The sequence below is a fragment of the Amycolatopsis sp. La24 genome, from assembly GCF_029087445.1.
Classification (GTDB): Bacteria; Actinomycetota; Actinomycetes; order Mycobacteriales; family Pseudonocardiaceae; genus Amycolatopsis; species Amycolatopsis nivea.
This window is the reverse complement of the sequence record NZ_JARACH010000018.1, coordinates 129,178-147,193: the sequence shown is the minus strand read 5'-3', so window position 1 is coordinate 147,193 and position 18,016 is coordinate 129,178. Positions and strand designations below refer to the sequence as shown.

The window sequence follows — 18,016 nt, the reverse complement described above, 5'->3', positions numbered from 1 at the left end:
GAACAATCCACAAAGGAATGACGATTCCATAGTTCCCCAACTCCGGGATTCAGCTATCATCGTCAAGCACCAAATACCCAGAGTTCCGCTCAGATTCGGGTAAAGTTGCGAGGAACTCTGGGGAAGTTGTGATGAGCGCGTTTTCCTGCGGCGAAGCCAGCGACTGGAACGCGACTCGCTGCGTCCCGGTCGAGAGCAGACCTTGTCCCTTGTCCGCGGAAATCAGGAACTGCTTCTCACCCTCGGACAGGTTAAAGGTCTCCACGATCTCCTCGATCGCCTGCGGCGCTTGACGTAGCAGAATCTGCGTCGCCGCGTTAGCGATGATCGCCTTGCCCAGGTCTGTCCCGAGGACGTCGCCGACGTCTTGGGTCGCGATCGTCAAGCCCGCCCAGTGTTTCCGGGCTGCTTTGGCCATCCGGTGCAGAAAACGCGCGCCGGCAGGGTCTTGCATGAGCAGCCACGCTTCGTCGACGGTGATCAGCCTCGGCCGCCGGATGGCCGGGTTGGACACCCGCCGCCACACCGTGTCCAGCGTGAGCAGGGTGCCGATCGGCCGGAGTTCGTCGGGCAGGTCACGCAGGCTGAACACGGTCAGGTGGCCCTCGGGCCGCGTGGTGGTCGGCCCGGAGAACATCGTGGAGAACGCGCCCTCGACGAACGGGTGCAATCTGGAGCCGAGATCCGTGGCGATCGGATCGCCGGTGGCGGTGAGGACCGCGGCGAGATCCGCCAGCAGCGGTGCCTGCCTGCCCCAGGTCCGCGGGTCGCTGGTGATCCCGGCTTGCTGGTAGGTGGCCATGATCGCCCGGTCGAGCACGGCTCGTTGCTGCGCGGATAGTTCGGTGCCGAGCAGCACTCCGATGACGGTGTGGCCGAACAGCGCCCGGCGCGTGAGGGCGTCTTTGGGGGCGGTGCGGCGACCGTCCGGCCTGATGGCGATCGGAAGGTCGAACGGGTTGATGCGGACGTCGGCGTCGCCGAGGTGGATGTAGGTGCCGCCGATGGCCTCGCCGAGTCGTCGGTACTCGTCCTCCGGGTCGATGATCGCGACCTCGACGCCGCGGTAGAGGCTGCGCAGGGTTTCCAGCTTCACCAGGTAGGACTTGCCCGCGCCGGAGCGCCCGAGCACTACGGCGTTGTAGTTGTCCGCGGAAAAACGGTCCCAGTGCACCAAACCCTGCGATCCGACGTTGAACCCGTACAGCACACCGGCCGGTGCAGCGACACTGGTCGGGTCAGCGGGCGGCAGATCGGGGCTGGTGAAGGGAAACGCGGCGGCCAGCGCACTGGTGTCGAAGGTGCGGCGCATGCCGATGAGATCGAGCGCGAGCGGCAGGGTGGACACCCAGCCCTGCAGCGACCGGTAGGTGGTCGGCTGCGCGTTCATCAACAGGGACGCGGCGAGCGCTCGCACTGCGGCGACCTGCTCGCCGAGATCGTCCTCGCTGGTGGCGTGCACGGTCAGATACAGCCCGAGCCGATACAGCTTGCCTTCGCCGCGGGCGACCCGGGCCGAGAGGTCGTAGGCGTCCTCGGTGGCGGCCTCGACCATCGGGTCCAGCAACCGCCCCTTCTCGCTGGTGTGTCGCCGCCCCGATTCCAACTTGGACAGCTGGCGCTTGAGCCGGTGGGCGGCGGTGACCGGGTCGATCGGCTCGATGTGCAGCGACACGTCGACGCGGCCGGGGTAGGACAGCAGCGGTTGCAGCCATCCGGCGTGTACTTCGCGCGGGTAGCCGGTGACTGCGAAACTGGCGACCCATTCGCCGCCGATCTCCAGGTGCCGGGGTGCGACTGACAGCGAATCCGGCGTGAACGCACTGGCCCTGCCCAACGGTGCATTCGCGTGCTGCGTCCCGCGGCCTCGGGCACGGCCGAACTTCCTGCTCATAGGTCCCCGCCCTCCCATTCGTCCAGGACCGTCGGCTCCGGTGCGCTGTCGCGCCCGCCCCGGCTGGTCGTGCTTCGGTGATGGACTGGTGGCTGGTCGTCGGGGTCCGGGGCGGCGGTGGTGATGACTTCGTCTGCGCCGGCCAGGCCTGCCGAGGGCGGGATCAGGCTGTCTGGGTTGCACGCGGTGGCCAGCACGGCGGTGGCCTGCCCGGCCTCCAGGGGCGTGATCGTGATCCCGGCTGGGGAGAGCAGTTCGGTGGCTTCGCCCAGCCTCCGCACGAGCCGGGTTTCCGCCGAGTGCCGCGCGGTCTCGGTGACCTCGCCGTCCCGGCTGCGGGCGCGTCGTGCCCGCAGTGCGGCGAGCGGGGACGCGCCGCCGAGCCCGTCGGTCGGCCCCGTGGCGCGGATCGGCTCGCGCAGCACCAGCAGTACCTGGCGGCGCAGCAGATCGGTGGAGCGGCGCAACTGGTCGAGGTAGGTCGCGTGCTCGGCCGCGGCGGCTTCGAGCATCGGATGCGGCAATCCGGGGGCGGCCTCGCGCAGGTCGCTGATCTGCTGGCTCAGGTCCAGCCGTTCGGCCCGGATGAGCATTTGCACCGGCGCGGAGATCGAGTGCAGATACCGGCCGAAGCTGGCGACCAGGGCCTCTTGCTCGCCGGGTGTGCGGAGGGCGAAGTTGACGGTGCTGGCCACTGCGACCATCGCGACCCCGTCGGGGCCGAGGTCGACGACCCCGGCCTCGGTGACTCCTTCCGCGGGCAGCCGCAGCGCCGCCGGAGACACCTCCGACCTGCCCGCCACATCGGTCGCGGTGATGGTGCTGGTCAGCCACTCGGGTGCGGGCCGGACCCCTTCGGGGGCGGCGACGCGGCGGCGGGGTTGCAGCCGCTGGCGGAGGGCGGCGAGCATGAGCCGGTCGAGGCTCATGCCGTCGCGCTGACCCAGCGCCAGGACCGCGGCCGTGACACCGAGAGGAACAGCGGCGATCAGGAAGATCGGCAGCGGCACCACACCGCGGGTCAGCGTCCAGGCACCGTAGAGCACGATCCCGGTCACGGCGAGGATCGCCAGCTGCCGGGCGGTGAGGTTGGCCAGGACGCGATCCTCGCGATCGACATCGGAGGGGATGCGCACGGGCTGGGTCATGACTTCTCACCTCCACGGGGCGGGGCTTTCGGCGGAGCTGGTGGCGTGGTCGGCGCCCGGAACGTCACCGGCGGCACGGACGGCGTGCGCGGGCGGGCGTCGCCGAGGCGCGGCTGCGGGTGCGCGGTCCGGAACACCGGCGCGGCGGGCGGCGCAGTCGCGGGCGTGGCCGGACGGGACACGTGGGGCGGTTCCGGCGTCGGCGGCTGGAACCGCAAGTACGGAGGAACCGCGGCCGTCGCGACCGGCCGAGCCGGAGTCGCGGCACCACCGGCTCGGCGCGGTGCACCAGGAGCTTGGAACCGGGGCGCCGTCGGAGCCCGCCTGCGGTGCCGCCCGGCGGGCGGCGGGGCTGGGATGCCGGGCTTGGGTGCGGAACTGAATTCGGGCATGGTGGGTCCTTGACTGGCCGAGGTGACGGCCGGGTCGTGGATGGTCTCCTGCGGACCGGGCTGCAGAAACTCCGGTCGCTGCGAGGGCGGGCGCGGCTGCTGGGCAGCACGGGCGCGCTCGGCGTCGTAGGCCGCCTGCATCCGCTTGTTGACCGCCTCCGGTGTCCGCGGGCTCCGCGGATGAGGGGGCCACGGCGGATCGGCAGCAGCACCGCCCCGGCCACCGCCGCCCCTGTGTCCCTTGCCGCCGGCGGCCGTGCTGGCCTTGCCGAAGCGGCCGGACTTCCCGGCGACCATCCCGAATGTTTTCGCTGCGATGTAGGTCTTGACGAGACTTCCGAGGAGAGAGCGGCCGTTGCCGATCCTGGCGGCCGAGAGGAACCAGAACGGAATCTTGAAGAGGACGTAGAACAAGGCGATCGCGGCGATGAGCATGCCGAGCGCGGACAGCGTCGAGCCGAACAGATGCACCCCGCCGGTCAGGAAGGTCCGCACGGCGCCGATCAGCACGAGCGACTGCGCGACCTGGATCGCCAGCGTCGCCCCGGTCGCCTTCCACCACCACCGGGCGATGCCGTCGGTGTGGGGCAAGCCGTGACACATCAGAAACAGCGGCCCGGTGGCGATCAGGATCAGCGTGATGACGACACGCACTGCGTAGACAGCCAGCAGGGCGATCCCGACGACCACCAGCACCAGCGCCAGCAGAATCATGAAGAACCCGCCGGAGACCGCGCCATCGACCGCGTCCTTGAGCGTGGATCCCAGCGAGGGCGGGTCCACCCCGTCGCCAAGGACTGCGGCGGACAGCGCGTTCGCCAGCCGGATGAGCTTCTCGGCGAAGAACAGCGACAGCGCGGAGGCGAGGAACCCGATCGGGATCCGCGGGCCGATCTCTTTGATCGAGTACCGGCTCTGCACCGTCTCGTGGGACATCACGACGATCCCGGCGACCAGGATCAGCATCCCGTAGCAGGCCAGCACGATCTGCCACGAGTTGTCCCACAGTTCGCCGATACCGGGAAGCTGGTCCAGCGTCGGCGTGGTCAGCACGGTGTGGCCGAGCAAGTCCAGGATCGGCGACAGCGCGGCGGTGACCAGATCCTTGAACACGCCGTTGATCGCCTTGGCGATGCAGCCGGTGATGTTGGTCAGCCCGCAGTCCGGATCGCCGTTTCCCGTACTGGGACCGCCCGGCCGCGGGCTCGTGCTCGGCGGCGGGGTGGGCTGCGGAATGCAGTCCTCGCCCGTGCACGGCGGGTTCGCAGTCGTGCTCGGCGCGGCGGTCGGGCTGCCGGGTGTGCAGCCGATCTGGCCGGGGAAGCAGCTCGTGGGTGGCGGCAGTTCGGTGATCGGAGGCAGTGGCGTCGCCGGGACCGACGGGCGCGGCGAGCCGGTCGGAAAGCGGCACGCCGGGTCCGGCGAGTTCGGGGCACACGTGTCGCTGGGGTTGGGCGGCAGCGGCAACGGCGGCGGTTGCTGCGCCGCGGGCTGCGTGCTCGGCTGCCGGGGTGCGCCGGGCGCGGCCCACGCACTGACAGCCAGCGCACCGCCGAGCAGCATGGTCAGGCCCAGCGCCAGCAGCCAGACCCGCCGCCGGGAACCACGTCCGGTGCGCTGCGGGGTCGGCGGGGCGAGCAGGACCCGCTCCCGGCGCACCGGGTCCAACGGGCGCGAGCCGGTGCCGGGCTCGCCGCGATCGGGCTCGGGCACGCGGGAGCGTCGGGTCGCGGTCATAGCCTCAGGCCCCGACAATCCCGCGCAGGGTTTCCACCACTAGCGGTGCCAGCGCAGCCAACCCGTAGCCCCAGCCCGCCGACTTGAACGACTGCTTGGCCTTCTCGACTTCGCCGGGGTCGCCCCCGGCCATCAGGTACCGGACGCCGCCGATGGTGAGGAACACCGTCGCCAGCCCAGCGAGGATGCCGATGAGCCAGTTGCGGATGTTGTCGAAGACCTGCCCGACGCTGCTCGCGATCGCGAGCACCTGTGTGGAAGCCTGCGCCGCATCCGCGGCGAGCGAGCTGAGCAGGACCGCGCCGAGTACCGCGTAGATCGCCGCGTGGCGCACTGGCCGCGACCGAGAGATCCGATGACAGGTGCGTGTGGTATCCGTGTGTGCCGTCGGCCGCGAGTGGCTGACGACGCCGGGGCGGGATCGTTTCCGGTCGGTCGTGCTCGACGCGAGGAAGCACGACGGCGCGGGGGTGTGCTGAGTCTGGGGATGGGGTGTCACGCGCATCGGCGCACCTCCGAAGTCGGCTCGTGCTCGGCGGTACGCGGAGAGCCGGGTGAGGTCTCCCCGCGCCCCAAGAGGCCGGATTTCGGGTCGTTTTTCGACACCGCCCGTGACGATTTCCTGGAAGAAGCCGGTCGGCCGTTGCGCAGACGACCGCTCACAGCACGTGACACACCTGGGTTTTCCTCGGCGGGAGCGTCCGGTGGATCGACGACGAGAGCGGCGACAGCTGCGTCGGCGACAGGGTCTTCGGGGCCAGCGCCGGCGACCTGATCGCGCAGCCACGCGACGAGTCGGTCTTCGGCTCGATCACGGGCCTTGAACGCGGTCTTCAGCGCAGCGCCATGACGGTGCGCCCAGTCGGTCACCGAGGTGTCGCCGAGCCGTGTCGCCGAGATCAGTTCCGCTTCGGCGGGGGTGAGAATCTGCTCGCCGACCGCCCGCGCGAGCACCAAGTCGGGATGTCCGTACGGCGGGCGCGGTGCCGCGGAGCGGTAGCCCGAGCCCGCCGGCATCGGAGCGTCGAGCGACTCCTCCAATGCTTCCTGCCCGGCGCGGCGGGCGGCGAAGTGCAGCCGGACCGCGATGGCCGGGTCGGCCAGATCGACGGTCGACAGCGCGTGGACAAACCCGGCGAGCACCGCCGCGTGGGCGTCCGCGCGATCGCCGCGATACCGCGCCGCCAGCCATCGCGCGCTCGCGGCCAGCGACGGCAGCGCCATCCCGACGCACGCCACCGTCCAGGCACCCCCGTGCGTGCGGGAACGCAGCACCAGGTGCGCCCACACGTCGTCGCGCGTGCGGGGCGGGCACTGCTTGCTCATCACCCGGTCCCGCAGTTCGTCCAGCGGCACCGGGCGCCGCGGCAACCCGGCGAACCGGGCCCCCTGCACGGCCATCGGCTTCGGCCCGGTGACCAGCCACCCGAAGGCGTCGCGCGCGGTGTCCAATGGCAACCATTCGTGTCCCCCGCGATCAGGGCGGATAAGCGCAGAAGCAGTCTCGTCGTTCGTCATTTGATGCGCTCCTGACTGGAGTTGGTGAATCAGCTCCGTCAGGACGCCAGGGCGGCGACAAGAAAGGGGCAAGAAAAGAACAAGGATGATCTTGTTGGCAGGCAAATTCGGCTACTAAAACCGAAGCCTCGAAGGACTCGAAGACCTCTTGCTGGCGGCGCACCCTGGCGGCGTCCTCGATCGTCTTAGTAGCTGGCGAGCTGGCGTTTAAGCGATCCTTAGTAGGCAAGCGACTGTTCGTAGAGGAGGGTGCACGACGACTCGGTCGGGCGACTTTGATTCGGATCGGAAATTCTTCTTGGCTCAAGTCGGGATGGTTCGACAGCAGATCGACCCCGCACTGTGTTGGACCCGAATAGTTCCGAACGTCCGGGAGTGTCGACGTATTCGGACTCTCTTCTCGCTGCGTGCGGTTCAGAGCTTCGGGAGTTTGTCAAAAACCTGGAAGTGCGGTGTCGAAAAGCGGCCTCAAAACCCGCCTCTTGGGGTGACTTGGCAGACCGCGCCGATCACACTGCGAGGAAGGCCGCCGATGACTCCAACACCGCACCCTGAGCCCGGAAGCCGCCGCCATCACACGCCGCATCACCGCACGGCGAGCGCGGCGCGTACCCGTCACGGACGGCACCGCGCACCGGAGCGCCTGCCCGCTGTCGCGGCTGCCCGCCGGCCACGTCCGGCGGCCTTCTGGCCGTTCGCCGACGCGGAGATGCTGCCCGGCACCGCGCTGCTTCCCGGCTGGCTCGGACGCACGATCGTCACCCTCGTCACGACCTACACCCGCCCCGGCGACCGCGTCCTTCTCCTCACCCCGCCACCGTCCCCACGCACCCTTCGGCACGCGGTCGGCGGTGCCCGCGACGCCGCCCCCTACGCCGGTCTCGCCGAGGCGGTCTGGACCGTCGCCCGGCTCGGACGCAGCACCGACACTGCGACAGCGGTACTCGCCCCCGACTGCCCGGGCGAGCACACCGACTCGCCCCGCCGTTCCGGAGTTGAGTCGGGGTCGCGACCCCGACTCGGTCGGCTCGATCTGCACCCGCTGGCCGACCCGCACCCAGACTCCCCACGCCCTCCGCGTCGCGACGGAGACCGACCGCGCGGCGGTTTCGACCTGATCATCACCTCGCTCGACCCGCGCGCCACCGACTGGCTCGCGCGCGCCGACTGGGACGCCCTGCTCACCCCGCGCGGCCTCGTTGCTGTCGTCACGCACAGTGATTCCCGCGATGGCCAGCTGCGTGATCCGCTAGCGACCTTGCTGAACACACTGGGTAGTCGCGGATTGCGGTGTCACGATCACATCGCCGTGCTCGCCACGCCTGTGCCGAACCTGCCGGACCGCCCCGACCGGATGTGCGCCGAGGACTCCGTGCCGGACTTCTCGCCGCGCGCGGCCGACGCCGCAGCGCCGCCGCTGCGCTCGGTGCACCACGACCTCGTTCTGCTCGGGCGGCTGTCGCCGGACGCGACGGACGACCGTGGCATCGAGGGGAAGGAGACCTCGGATGTCTAAGAGCGCCGACAGGCAGCTCCCCCGCGCGTCGGGGGAGCGGTCCGAAGGCCCGATTGTGGCGTCGGTGTGGCCGACGGGGACTGACAGCTTGACGGCCCAGCTGACCGAGGGCGGCTACCACGACGCCACCGGTGCCGACCCCGGCCTGATGGCCCCGGCGATCGCCCGCTACGCCGTCGCGGCGCTGACCCGGCCCGGCGATGTCGTGCTCGATCCCGACTGCGGCGCGGGCACCACGATCGTCGAAGCGCTCCGGACCGGGCGGCACGCGATCGGGTTGACCGGGCAGCGCCGGTGGTGGCGCCTGGCGCGCGCCAACGTGACCGCCACGAAGGCGCGGGGCGTGTTCGTAGACGGGATGGTCCTCGTCCTCGACCGACGCCCCGGAACGGCCGCCGCCGCAGCCACGGCCGGGTTGACCGGACGGATCGCTCTCCTCCTGACAACCCTGCGACCCGGTCCGGTCGGCGACATCGATGGTGCACTGGAGAGGTTGCACGGACTGCTTGCGCAATACCGGCCGCTGCTGCGTCCGGGCGGGCACGTGGTCGTCACCAGCGCCCCGCAGCGCCACCCCGTGCGGCACGACCTGCTCGACGTGCCCGGCCGGATCGCGGCGGTCGCCGGCGCGGCCGGGCTGGCGCCGGTCGCGCGGTGCGTGGCGTTGACCGCCGCAGTGCGACGAGGCCGCACGTACACCCGCGCGTCGCTGGCCCAGCGACGAGCCGCCGCCCGAGCGGAACGCGTTCTCGGGCATCCGGTCGCGCTGCCCGCGCACCACACCGCGCTGGTGCTCCGGGCCGATCCCGACGCCGCCGATCCGGCCCTGAACCAGTCCCTCCCCGCGCTGCCCGCGCCCCCACCACGCGGCCACGGGCGCGGAACACGGCCCGATTCGGCCGCCGCCTGAGTGCGCGCCGCGTCGCCCAGCACCCGCCGGCAACCCGCCTGTGGCGCAGCGACGCGATCCGACGTACTGCGGCTCGCGATTTCAACCCAACGTGCCGAAGGAGCGAATCTCATGGACACCGTCCACTACCGCGATGACACCGTCACGTTCTGCACCGGCGACGCCACCGCGACCCTCGCCGGCCTGGCGGAGAAATCGGTGGACTGCGTGGTCACCAGTCCGCCGTACTGGGGGCTGCGCGACTACGGGACCGGAACCTGGGTCGGCGGCGATCCCGGTTGCGCGCACCTTGCCGGGTCCGGACGCGGCGGCAACATTCCCCAGTCCAAACACCCCGGTCTCGCCTATCCCGCGTCGGCGGCGCATCGCGGCGGCGAGCCGCAGCGCTGCCGCCGGTGCGGTGCCCGTCGCGAGGACGACCAGCACGGCCTGGAGGCGACCCCGCAGGACTACGTCGACCGGCTGCGGCAGGTCTTCAGGCAGCTGCGCCGGGTCCTGTCCGACACCGGCACGGTGTGGCTGAATCTGGGCGACTCGTACTCCGCCGAACCGCCCGGCCGCACCGGGGACGCGATGCGGGCGAGCACCCTGTCCGGTCGCAGCGCGGCGGCGCCGCTGCGGGAGTCGGTGCGCCGGGCCGGGGTGGCGCGCACGCGGTCGCTGCCGCGGAAGAACCTGGTCGGGATGCCGTGGCGGGTGGCGTTCGCGCTGCAGGCTGACGGCTGGATTCTGCGCAATGCGATCGTGTGGCACAAACCCAATGCCATGCCCGAATCCGTGCGTGACCGGTTGTCGAACCGGTACGAGATGCTGTTCCTGTTGACCAAACAGCAGAAGTATTTCTTCGACCTCGACCCGATCCGCGAACCGCTCGCATGCCCGGAAGCCCTCACGTCGGGCAGTGTGATCGGCGGCGCGAACAAGGGCCGCCACAGCGGGATCGGCGCGACCGCGCGCCGCCGCGGACACAGCGTGTACGGCAAATACCGGGATACCGAGCCGTTTTCCGCGAAAGCGCACGGGGACGCGATGCGCCCGACCGGCGCGCGGCACACCGCCGCGCATGCTCGGGGCAAGAATCCGGGTGACGTCTGGTCGATCACCACCCGCCCGTTGCGGGAGGCGCACTTCGCCGCGTTCCCGGTCGACATCCCACTGCGCTGCATCGCGGCCGGATGCCCAGCCGGCGGTGTAGTGCTCGACCCGTTCAGCGGTGCCGCCACCACCGGACTGGCCGCACGCCAGCTCGGCCGCTCCTACGTCGGCATCGACCTCAACCCGGAGTTCCACGAGATCGGCCTGCGCCGCCTTGGTCTCACCGCACAGAACACCGGGAGGGCGGCATGACCACCTTCGCCGCACGCTCCCCTGAGGACGACGCCGTCACGCTGGTGACCGCCGACGCCGAAGCCGGAATCCAGAACCTGCCCGAGGATTCGATCGACTGTCTGGTCACCAGCCCGCCCTACTGGCGGCTGCGCGACTACGCACCCGACACTTGGACCGGTGGCCGGCCCGGCTGCCGACACCGGTCCGCAGGCCTCGGCAGCCGGGGTTCAGTGCAGCAGAGGTGCCGGGATTGCGGGGCGCGGCGTGAGCATCCGCAGATCGGGCTGGAACCAACTGCGGACGACTACGTCGAGACCGTGCGCGCAGTGTTCGCCGCGGCCCGGCGGGTGCTGACTCCGCGGGCCACCGTGTGGGTCAATCTTGGTGACAGCTACTCCACCAATTCCGACGGCTATTGGTGCACGACCCCTGGGCATACAGGGCAATCGCACTACCGGCCGCGAGCGGACGTGCCGCACAAGAATCTGCTCGGCATGCCATGGCGGCTGGCCTTCGCTCTGCAGAACGACGGGTGGATCTTGCGGTCGGCGATCGTCTGGCACAAGCCCCACGCCACGCCCACATCGATCTCCGACCGTCTCGCGACTCGGCACGAGATGCTCTTCCTGTTCGTCACGCAGCCGGACTACTACTTCGACCTCGATGCGATCCGGCAGCCCTACACCGGCGACCGGGCTCTGTCCCGGCGCGCCCACCACCGGGGCACCAAACCGAACACCGCCCGCGGAACCTGGCCCCGCACACCCGCCGACGGACAGCGTGGTCGCAACCCCGGCAACGTGTGGACCATCCCGCCGGACCGCACCCGTATCGGGCATCCCGCTCCGTCGCCGGCCGAGATCCCGCGGCGCTGCATCGCGGCGGGATGCCCGCCCGGCGGTCACGTCCTCGACCCGTTCAGCGGCAGCGGCACCACCGCCGTCGCCGCCCGCGAACTCGGCCGACGTTTCACCGGCATCGACACCAACCCCGCCTACCACGAGCTCGCACTCCGACGCATCACCGCAGTCGACCCGGACACAGGACGGCCGCAATGACCGACGACACCGCCTTTGTTCAACCGGAAATCATCCACGGCGACGCCCGCGCCCTTCCGGTCCCGGACGCCAGTGTCGATCTGGTGGTCACCAGCCCGCCCTACTTCGGGCTGCGGACCTACCGCGATGGCGACGCCGTCTACCGCGGACAGCTCGGTGCCGAAGACACCCCGGGTGCCTATCTCGAGAACCTGATCGCCTGTACCCGCGAGATGATCCGCGTCCTCCAACCGTCCGGGTCAATCTTCGTCAACCTCGGTGACAAGTACTCCAGCTACAACAACGGCAAAGGCCGCTCCCTGAACGGAACCCGCGGTGCCGGGCAGGTCCCGGACGGCGGCGACCCACACAGCCGCAGTGTTCCGGCGAAGTCGCTGATCGGCTTGCCCTGGCGCTACGCCCTGCGCTGCGTCGACGAACTCGGGTTGATCTTGCGCGCCGAGATCATCTGGTCCAAACCACACGGACTGCCCGAGGCCGTGCGCGACCGGGTCCGCCGCAGCCACGAAACCTGGTTCCACCTCACGCTCAACCCGCGCTACTACAGCGCTATCGACACCATCAGACTTCTGCATTCCGCGCCGAGTCTCGTTCGTGTGGCACCGCACCGATCCCATCCTGGCCGCGCGGCACGCGACGGTCGGTACTACCCGGGCGCAAAACAGCAGACCCTGAAACGACGCCAGATGTCGCACCCGCACGGCCGCCTGCCCGGATCGGTCTGGGAGATCGCACCGCAACCCCTGCGGGTGCCCCCGCACCTCGGGATCGCGCACCATGCGTCGTTTCCGGTGGAATGGCCTCGGCGACTCGTCCTCGGGTGGTCACCACGACGCGTCTGTACTGCGTGCGGGCACGGCCGCCGCCGAGTCCCGATCGCTTACGGCCTGGACACCTCCCGGCCCCAGACGCGGCGGGCGCTGGAACTGGTGCGCGAGCACGGCCTGACCGAGGCCCACCTGTCCGCGCTGCGAGCCGCGGGACTCAACGACACGCCCCGCGCCGTCGACACCCAGGGCCGTCCGGGCGGGCACGAGCACCCCGGTGGGCAGCTCGTCGCCGAGGCACGCGCCGCACTGGGCGGCTACGCCCGCGAATTCCTGCTGTCGCGCGCCACCGAGTTCGCCGACGCCTGCGATTGCGCCGACACGAACGCGGCCGGCGTTCCCGGTGTGGTGCTCGATCCCTTTGGCGGCACCGGAACCACCGCGTTAGCCGCCGCCGTGCACGGCCGGCGAGCCATCTCGCTGGATGCCAGCCGCGACTACTGCCGCCTCGCCGCCTGGCGCGTCCACGACCCCCGCCAGCAAGCACGAGCCCGCGGCACCCACCCGGCCACGGAACCGGCTCCGCGCGCAGCGTGACACCCGTGCCGGTGTGACGTGGACGACAGGCGAGGCCCACTCGTCCGGGGCCTCCGCTTTTCGCCGATCGACGCTACGATCCCAGGCCCGCAGCATCCCAGCTGGACCCTCTGGCCAGCTGGTTTGCGCTGAGCGACAGGCGCTTGCGCGTGGCGCGGGACGAGGAGACCAGGAGGCACGATTCCCATGTCCGCCCCAGCAGCGACTACGGCCACCGAGGGGATCGGCGCCGTGTCCGAGCCGATCAGGGCGGCGTTCTACGGACGCAAGAACAGGACCGACACGATCGCCCTGCGCCTCCTGCGTCAGCAGTACCAGTTGTGCGAGCAGACGTTTCGTCCTCGCGTGGTGATCACCCACTGCTTCTACGACCTGCCCGCCGACGTCGACCCGGTGATGCTGCACGATGCGGGACTGCCCCGACGCGAGGGCGGGTGGCGCGAGCTGGCTGCGACTTTGTCCACTCCGGAACCGGGCTACGACCTGATCGTCTGCGAGAAGGCGGAGCGGCTGTCGCGCGATCCGTTCGAGATTCTGGCTCGCGAACGCCTCGCCGCGCAGCACTGTGTCCCGATCATTTACGCGACCGAGCCCTGGGACCCGGTCTTGGAGATGCTGCCGCAGGCGCGTGCGCTCACCGCGCTGATTCGCCGCCGCGTCCAGGGCTCCGGCTATTTCACGATCGAAAACCCGTATATGGGCGGACAAGGGGGTGTGGACGTTGGCCGGGGAATACGAGCGCCGCGACGACGCCACCGGACGTCTGGCTCCTGACGAACCACCGGAACTGGTCGCGGAAATCCGGGCTGTGGAAGGAATCGAGGCTCAGCGGCTGGCCGCGGAACAAGCACGAGTGTTGTGGGAGGTGACGGAATGGCAGGCCCGGAACAGGTCCGTCGGTGGGCTGGACAACGCAGCGTAGGACCCGTACGGAGTCGTTACGGCAAAGCGGCGGGCTGCGAACCGATGTGCACCTCCTCGCAGCCGACGGTTCTTCGCTTCGCATGGCTGGGCCGTGTGTCCACACGGGACATGCAGGACCCGACCCTCTCCTTGCCGCGCCAGTTGGGGTCGTCGCAACGCTCGCTTCCCGAAGGCGGCCTCATCGTCGCGCATTTCTACGACGTCGAGTCCGGGCGCATGGATCTCGACGCTCGTGGAAGCGGCCGCGCGCACGAACAGTTCGACATCCCGATCCCGCGTGACGGGGGTATCCAGGATCTGCTCGCCGAGGCCGAACGGCCTGATCGGCGGTTCGACTATGTCATCTGCGAGTCGATCGAGCGCACCGCCCGGCACATGTACTACGGCACCACCATCGAACATCGCTTGGAGCGCGCCGGAGTGCGCCTGCTTGCCGCAGACGAGCCCTTTCAACTGACCACAGTGGACGGTCGAAAACCCAAGACTGCCACGCAACTGTTGACCCGGCGGGTCAAGCAGAGCATCTCCGAGTTTTACGTCGTAGACATGCTGGAGAAGTCCTGGGACGGCTACGCTACCCACACCGAAGCCGGGTACAACATCGGCAAAGCCTGCTACGGCTACCGTGCGCGTCACGTACCGCACCCGGTTCCCGCCAAGCGCGCCAAGGGCGCCAAGAAAACCTTCCTCGACGTCGACCCAGCCCAGGCGCCCGCGGTGCGCAAGGCATACCACTGGCGAATCACCGAACGGCTCGGCTACCAAGCCATCGCGGACCGCCTCAACCTCGACCCCTCCAGCTACCCGCCGCCCGTCCCCGTCGACCCGAAACGTGCCGTCGGCCGCTGGACCTACTCGAACGTGCGCGACATCCTCACCAATCCCAAGTACACCGGGCACATGGTGTGGAACCGCAGCGGACGCAAGTCCCGAGGAAACCGCGCCAACCCCATCGGGGAATGGATCTGGACCACGAAACCCGTCCACGAAGCTCTCGTCACCCTGGAGGACTGGCTGCAAGCCCAGGACGTCAGCGGCCACCGCTTCGGCTCCCGCAGCACCGGCAACAACACCAACGTCAAACATCCCCAGACCAAGCGCAGCTACCTGCTGCGCACCTACCTGTTCTGCGGCGACTGCGGCCGCCGCATGAACGGCAAGACCCGCCGAGGCCACGCCTACTACGTCTGCGCCCCGAAGAAGGGGTACGTCCCCGAGGGGCACCCCGCCGCGGGAAGCTTCTGGATCCGCGAAGACGCCATCGTCGACAAGCTCAACGAGTTCCTGTCCGCCCACATCTTCGGCACCTACCGCCGCAGCCTGCTGGGGGATGCCGCTCGCGAACTCGGCGCTGCCGCGCAGCGGGAACGAGAGCAGCGCATCGACGCACTGCGCCGCGAGATCAACGACACCGTTCGCATGATCAAGAACGTCGTCCGCAGTTTCGCGCTGTTCGAAAAGCCGACCAAGGAACTTGTCGGCGAGATCAACGACGAGCGCAGTGAGCTTCACGAACGCAAATCTCAGCTCGAAGTCCAGCTCGCCCAGATCGAGGAGGAGAATCAGCAGGCGGTCAACCCTGACCTGCTTGACGCTCTGCCCGTGGGCGAGGTTCGGGTCGAGGAGTTGCCCGAGGACGTCGCACGGCGACTCTTCGAAGCCCTCCGGCTTGAGGTGCGCTACCAGAAGCGCGCCAACCAGATCAAGTGCACAGCCACGCTCGTAGGACCCGCAGTCTCAGCGGTGCGGCAGGCTGCTCGCGGTGCCGTCATCTTACCGTTTGACCGCAGCAAGCGCATTGACCAGCGTAAACACGAGAAAGAGGAGGATGTCATGTCTGACATCTCTCCCGTTCCCATCCTTGTGGTGCCCTCGGCAGGATTCGAACCTGCGACACCTGCCTCCGGAGGGCAGTGCTCTATCCCCTGAGCTACGAGGGCTCGCTTGCGCGACTGGACAGAGCCTAGCGCATGCCCCTTTCCGGCTGTGCACAGGAGGGGGCTTAACGCGGTAGCGTCGGATCATCGACGCGGAGGGAGGCGGCGGTGGGCGCCGAGCCGTTCCAGGTCAGGGTGGCTGAGCAGGACATCGAGGACGTGCGGGCGCGGTTGCGGCGCACGAGGTGGCCGGAGGCGGAGACCGTCGGCGACTGGGCGCAGGGAGTGCCGCTCGGCTATGCCGAGGAGCTCTGCCGCAGCTGGGCCGAGGACTACGACTTCGGGTTCGCCGACCGGCTCAACGTCTTCCCGCAGTTCCGTCAGGAGGTCGACGGCCTCGGGATTCACTTCGTGCACCTCCGTTCGCCGGAGCCGGACGCGTTCCCGCTGGTGATCACGCACGGCTGGCCGGGGTCGGTGCTCGAATTCCTCGACATTCTCGGGCCGCTGACCGACCCGCGGGCGCACGGTGGCGATCCGGCGGACGCGTTTCATGTCGTCGCGCCTTCGTTGCCGGGGTACGGCTGGAGCGACAAGCCGAGCGAAACCGGTTGGGGCGTGCGGAAAATCGCGACCGCTTGGGATCAGCTGATGGTCTCGCTCGGCTACGACCGCTATGGCGCGCAGGGCGGCGACTGGGGTTCGGCGGTGTCGGGGGCGCTCGGCGAGGTGGCGCGGGAGCGGGTCGCGGGGGTGCACGTCAACATGGCGGCCGCGCCGCGAGGCGAGTTCGCGGACGAGACCGACGAGGAACGCGAAGGGGCGCAGGCGGCGGCCGAGTTCCGGCGCACCGGCCAGGGGTATTCGGGGCAGCAGGGCACGCGGCCGCAGACACTGGGCTACGGACTGACCGACTCGCCGGCCGGGCAGGCGGCCTGGATCGCCGAGAAGTTCTGGGCCTGGACCGACAACAACGGCCGTCCGGAGGACGCGGTCACCCGGCAGCAGCTTCTCGACGCGATCTCGGCGTACTGGTTCACCGCGTCGGCGACGTCGTCCGCGCGGCTGTACTGGGAGAGCTACCGCAGCTTCGGCGATCTCGTCACGGCGCCGTCCGGCATCTCCGTCTACCCGCGCGACATCATCCGCCCGTCGCGGCGGCAGGCGGCGCTCAAGTACACCGATTTGCGCTGGTTCGAGCGGCTGCCGCGCGGCGGGCACTTCGCCGCCATGGAACAACCGGCGTCGCTCGTCGAGCAGATCCGCGGGTTCTTCCGGCTCGTGCGCTGATCTTTCCCACCTCGCGGAACAGGGCTGGGGGAAACGCGTCACCAGGCGTTAGGGTGAAGTTAGGCTACCCTGTATTGCACATATGCGCATGTCACTATATATTCCTCTCGACACCGAAACTTGGGAGGCGAGCGATGGGACACGGGCACGGCCACGGGCACACCGCCGCTCCGGCGAGCGCGTCCGGCCGCTACGTCCGCGCGCTGCTGATCGCTCTCGCGGTCGGTGCCGGGTTCATGGTGCTGGAGTTCGCGGTCGGCTTCGCCACCGGTTCCCTCGCGTTGATCTCCGACGCCGCGCACATGTTCACCGACGTTCTCGGCGTCGGAATGGCGCTCGCCGCGATCGTGCTCGCCCGGCGCAGCGGGCCGACGCCCAGCCGCACGTTCGGCATGTACCGGGCGGAAGTCCTTGCCGCGCTGGCGAATGCGGTCCTGTTGTTCGGTGTCGCCGGGTATGTGGCAGTCGAGGCGATCGGCCGGATCACCGACCCGCCGGAGGTACCTGGCCTGCCGGTGCTGCTCGCCGCGGCCGCGGGTCTGGTCGCCAACATCGTGTCGTTCCTGGTGCTGCGATCGGGCGCGAAGGAGAGCCTGAACGTCCGCGGTGCGTACCTCGAAGTGCTGGCCGACCTCATCGGTTCGGTCGGCGTGCTGCTCAGCGGCGCGATCACGCTCACCACCGGCTGGCGCTACGCCGACCCGATCATCGGTGTCGCGATCGGCCTGTTCGTGCTGCCGCGCACCTGGACGCTCGCCCGCCGCGCGCTGCGGATCCTGTTCCAGCACGCGCCGGCCGGCGTGGACGTCGGCGAGATCAGCACCGAACTCGCCGCGCTGCCGGGTGTCGCGGACGTGCACGACCTGCACGTGTGGACGCTGACCTCGGGCATGGAGGTCGCGTCGGCGCACCTGACGGTGAAGGCCGACGCCGAACAGTCCACTGTGCTCACCAAGGCGCAGGACCTGCTCTCGGTCCGCTACGAGATCAAACACGCGACGCTGCAAGTCGAGGGACCGCAATGCGCCCGCCGGTGCACGGAGCTGTCCTGGTAGACCG

14 protein-coding genes and 1 tRNA gene are annotated in these 18,016 nt (G+C 69.7%); 8 read left to right on the top strand and 7 right to left on the bottom strand.

Annotated elements, in window-relative coordinates:
• Positions 1-49: 49 nt before the first annotated feature.
• From PUT80_RS19320 to PUT80_RS19300, 5 genes are all read right to left on the bottom strand, one after another.
• Positions 50-1,894 (bottom strand): DUF87 domain-containing protein, encoded by a 1,845-nt coding sequence (locus PUT80_RS19320; RefSeq protein ID WP_101438029.1) that lies wholly within the window; start codon positions 1,892-1,894, stop codon positions 50-52.
• Complete coding sequence (locus PUT80_RS19315; protein WP_101438030.1) at positions 1,891-3,042, bottom strand: PrgI family protein; 1,152 nt, start codon at positions 3,040-3,042, stop codon at positions 1,891-1,893. Before PUT80_RS19315 ends, PUT80_RS19320 begins: the two co-directional genes overlap by 4 nt.
• The gene (locus tag PUT80_RS19310; RefSeq protein ID WP_101438031.1) at positions 3,039-5,171 is read right to left on the bottom strand and encodes a hypothetical protein; all 2,133 of its coding nucleotides are present in this window, start codon (positions 5,169-5,171) and stop codon (positions 3,039-3,041) included. The genes PUT80_RS19315 and PUT80_RS19310 overlap by 4 nt, the downstream gene beginning before the upstream one ends.
• Before the next feature lie 4 nt (positions 5,172-5,175).
• Positions 5,176-5,505 (bottom strand): pilin, encoded by a 330-nt coding sequence (locus PUT80_RS19305; protein ID WP_238604466.1) that lies wholly within the window; start codon positions 5,503-5,505, stop codon positions 5,176-5,178.
• Positions 5,506-5,666: 161 nt separating this feature from the next.
• Positions 5,667-6,689: a hypothetical protein gene (locus tag PUT80_RS19300; protein ID WP_037364578.1), complete on the bottom strand. Its 1,023-nt coding sequence runs from the start codon at positions 6,687-6,689 to the stop codon at positions 5,667-5,669.
• A gap of 532 nt (positions 6,690-7,221) precedes the next feature.
• Here PUT80_RS19300 and PUT80_RS19295 point away from each other — a divergent pair.
• From PUT80_RS19295 to PUT80_RS19270, 6 genes are all read left to right on the top strand, one after another.
• Positions 7,222-8,205 (top strand): hypothetical protein, encoded by a 984-nt coding sequence (locus PUT80_RS19295; protein WP_143271441.1) that lies wholly within the window; start codon positions 7,222-7,224, stop codon positions 8,203-8,205.
• Positions 8,198-9,115: a DNA methyltransferase gene (locus PUT80_RS19290; protein ID WP_037364584.1), complete on the top strand. Its 918-nt coding sequence runs from the start codon at positions 8,198-8,200 to the stop codon at positions 9,113-9,115. Before PUT80_RS19295 ends, PUT80_RS19290 begins: the two co-directional genes overlap by 8 nt.
• Before the next feature lie 111 nt (positions 9,116-9,226).
• Complete coding sequence (locus PUT80_RS19285) at positions 9,227-10,462, top strand: site-specific DNA-methyltransferase (protein WP_051166187.1); 1,236 nt, start codon at positions 9,227-9,229, stop codon at positions 10,460-10,462.
• The gene (locus tag PUT80_RS19280; RefSeq protein WP_051166188.1) at positions 10,459-11,502 is read left to right on the top strand and encodes a site-specific DNA-methyltransferase; all 1,044 of its coding nucleotides are present in this window, start codon (positions 10,459-10,461) and stop codon (positions 11,500-11,502) included. Before PUT80_RS19285 ends, PUT80_RS19280 begins: the two co-directional genes overlap by 4 nt.
• Positions 11,499-12,866, top strand: coding sequence for a site-specific DNA-methyltransferase (locus PUT80_RS19275; RefSeq protein WP_037364587.1), 1,368 nt, complete (start codon positions 11,499-11,501; stop codon positions 12,864-12,866). Before PUT80_RS19280 ends, PUT80_RS19275 begins: the two co-directional genes overlap by 4 nt.
• Positions 12,867-13,052: 186 nt before the next feature.
• On the top strand, positions 13,053-13,640 hold the full coding sequence (locus tag PUT80_RS19270) for a hypothetical protein (RefSeq protein ID WP_037364589.1): 588 nt from the start codon (positions 13,053-13,055) through the stop codon (positions 13,638-13,640).
• 51 nt (positions 13,641-13,691) lie between these two features.
• Here PUT80_RS19270 and PUT80_RS19265 read toward each other — a convergent pair whose 3' ends face one another.
• Entirely contained in the window at positions 13,692-15,302 is a 1,611-nt protein-coding gene (locus PUT80_RS19265; RefSeq protein ID WP_238604467.1) for a hypothetical protein, read from the bottom strand.
• A 352-nt stretch (positions 15,303-15,654) separates the two neighbouring features.
• Positions 15,655-15,730 (bottom strand) — tRNA-Arg (locus tag PUT80_RS19260).
• A 105-nt stretch (positions 15,731-15,835) separates the two neighbouring features.
• On the opposite strand from PUT80_RS19260, the gene PUT80_RS19255 reads away from it, so the two are divergent.
• Positions 15,836-16,957, top strand: a complete 1,122-nt coding sequence (locus tag PUT80_RS19255) for an epoxide hydrolase family protein (protein ID WP_275293015.1) — start codon at positions 15,836-15,838, stop codon at positions 16,955-16,957.
• Positions 16,958-17,091: 134 nt separating this feature from the next.
• Positions 17,092-18,012 (top strand): cation diffusion facilitator family transporter, encoded by a 921-nt coding sequence (locus PUT80_RS19250; RefSeq protein WP_037817392.1) that lies wholly within the window; start codon positions 17,092-17,094, stop codon positions 18,010-18,012.
• Positions 18,013-18,016 lie beyond the last annotated feature (4 nt).

Excerpts from the sequence above, each read along its gene's own strand:
- PUT80_RS19320 (WP_101438029.1), bottom strand. The coding sequence starts at position 1,894 with ATGAGCAGGAAGTTCGGCCGTGCCCGAGGCCGCGGGACGCAGCACGCG.
- PUT80_RS19315 (WP_101438030.1), bottom strand. The coding sequence starts at position 3,042 with ATGACCCAGCCCGTGCGCATCCCCTCCGATGTCGATCGCGAGGATCGC.
- PUT80_RS19310 (WP_101438031.1), bottom strand. The coding sequence starts at position 5,171 with ATGACCGCGACCCGACGCTCCCGCGTGCCCGAGCCCGATCGCGGCGAG.
- PUT80_RS19300 (WP_037364578.1), bottom strand. The coding sequence starts at position 6,689 with ATGACGAACGACGAGACTGCTTCTGCGCTTATCCGCCCTGATCGCGGG.
- PUT80_RS19295 (WP_143271441.1), top strand. The coding sequence starts at position 7,222 with ATGACTCCAACACCGCACCCTGAGCCCGGAAGCCGCCGCCATCACACG.
- PUT80_RS19290 (WP_037364584.1), top strand. The coding sequence starts at position 8,198 with ATGTCTAAGAGCGCCGACAGGCAGCTCCCCCGCGCGTCGGGGGAGCGG.
- PUT80_RS19285 (WP_051166187.1), top strand. The coding sequence starts at position 9,227 with ATGGACACCGTCCACTACCGCGATGACACCGTCACGTTCTGCACCGGC.
- PUT80_RS19280 (WP_051166188.1), top strand. The coding sequence starts at position 10,459 with ATGACCACCTTCGCCGCACGCTCCCCTGAGGACGACGCCGTCACGCTG.
- PUT80_RS19275 (WP_037364587.1), top strand. The coding sequence starts at position 11,499 with ATGACCGACGACACCGCCTTTGTTCAACCGGAAATCATCCACGGCGAC.
- PUT80_RS19270 (WP_037364589.1), top strand. The coding sequence starts at position 13,053 with ATGTCCGCCCCAGCAGCGACTACGGCCACCGAGGGGATCGGCGCCGTG.
- PUT80_RS19250 (WP_037817392.1), top strand. The coding sequence starts at position 17,092 with ATGGGACACGGGCACGGCCACGGGCACACCGCCGCTCCGGCGAGCGCG.